At 50.3% G+C, this 1,535-nt stretch carries 1 protein-coding gene; it reads right to left on the reverse strand.

The window, feature by feature from the left end:
- Nucleotides 1-1,247 (reverse strand): FG-GAP-like repeat-containing protein (locus C6P64_RS18015; RefSeq protein WP_146115939.1); only part of this gene is annotated, 1,247 nt, incomplete at its 3' end.
- Nucleotides 1,248-1,535 lie beyond the last annotated feature (288 nt).

Raw genomic sequence — 1,535 nt, forward strand, 5'->3', positions numbered from 1 at the left:
AAGTTCGCTGTCGCGAGCGGGCTTGCGCCGTTCATCAGCCACAGCGACACTTCGCCGCTGTCCTTGACCCAGCGCAGGTCCGCCTTGCCATCGCCGTTGTAGTCACCCGCGGCATCGACCAGCTTCCAACCCGCATAAGGACCGTGTTCGGCTTTCGCGATCGCCGTCAGCCCGTTCATGGTCCAGATCGCGGCCGTCCCGTTCGCATTGGTGAACAGCAGGTCGGTCTTGCCATCGCCGTTGAAGTCCCGGCTGCCATCCTTCACGCTCCAGCCATTGAAGGGACCGAAGTTCGCCGTCGCCGTTGCACTCGTGCCGTTCATCAGCCACAACGACACCTCGCCGTTGTCCTTGACCCAGCGCAGATCAGCCTTGCCGTCGCCGTTGAAGTCGTTGAACGGCACGGTCGGCGCCGCCTTGACCACGCTGAGGGTCGCAGAACTGGTCACGCTTTCGGCCGTGCCCTTGCCGTCGGTGTAGCTGGCCTTGACGCTGATAGTCTTGCCAACTTGGGCCTGGGTCAGCGTGATGGTCGAACCGGTGGCGCCAGTGATAGCAGCACCATCGGCCAGCCACTGGTAGCTGATCGTGCCCAGGCCGTCGGCATCGGCCAGGGTGTTGATCACAGCCAGAATCTGGCCTTGCTTGGCGGTACCGGTAATTGTGATGCTGCCGCTGGGATTAGCATTTTTTAAATAGGTGAATTGCAGTTCATTTGGAATGTATGCGCTCAGGGTGCCATTTCGAAAGCCGTTGTATTGTGCGTGGATTATGTAATCGCCTGCGCTTAAGTATATCGGTTTATCGTTTGTTTCTGTTATAAATAAAAGATCTTTACTGTAAATTTTTGCGATTGCGCTATCCCCGCGGGCCGAAGCTATTATGTAGCCGTCATTTTTGGTTTGAAGGCTATAGAAATTGTCGTAGCTGCTTGCTTTGTAATCGCCAGTTTTTATGCTAATTAGTGATTCGTAGGATGTTGGTGATGGTATGTATGTGTTTATTAATGCATTGGTTAAGCTGCTGTAGCTTGCTTTTATGATGTAGTTGCCTGCTGTGAGAAATGTCGGACTTCCTGTCGTTGTTTTGCTGATGAGCTGCATCTGGTTGTTGTAGATTGCTGATGAGCCATTATCATTGCTTATTTCTATAAATAATTTGCTACTTTCTGTGAGAGTCAGGTTGTAATATTCTAAGTAGCTACTTCCGGTTTGTATTCCGTTCGTTATGAATTTATCGATGGTCATGGATTGAATTGGGGGTATGTAAAGAATTAACTTATATTTTAAGAAATTTTATGATGTAATCTTTGCATGCGCTGATTTGATGCTGTTGGATGTTGAATCCCAGGTTTGAAGTTATGTGTTCGTAACCGCTGGCGCGGCTGTCGATAAAGATAACGTTCTGATTCATGGGTCTTGCTGATTTTTACCCCCGTATGTTATCTGTTTGATAGATGAAAGGCTGTAGGTACGGCTTTCTGTATCGGATAGAGCAGGGCGCCCGCATGGGCGCTCACCTGTCATGACTGACTC

The sequence above is a fragment of the Malikia granosa genome, assembly GCF_002980595.1.
GTDB classification, from domain to species: Bacteria; Pseudomonadota; Gammaproteobacteria; order Burkholderiales; family Burkholderiaceae_C; genus Malikia; species Malikia granosa.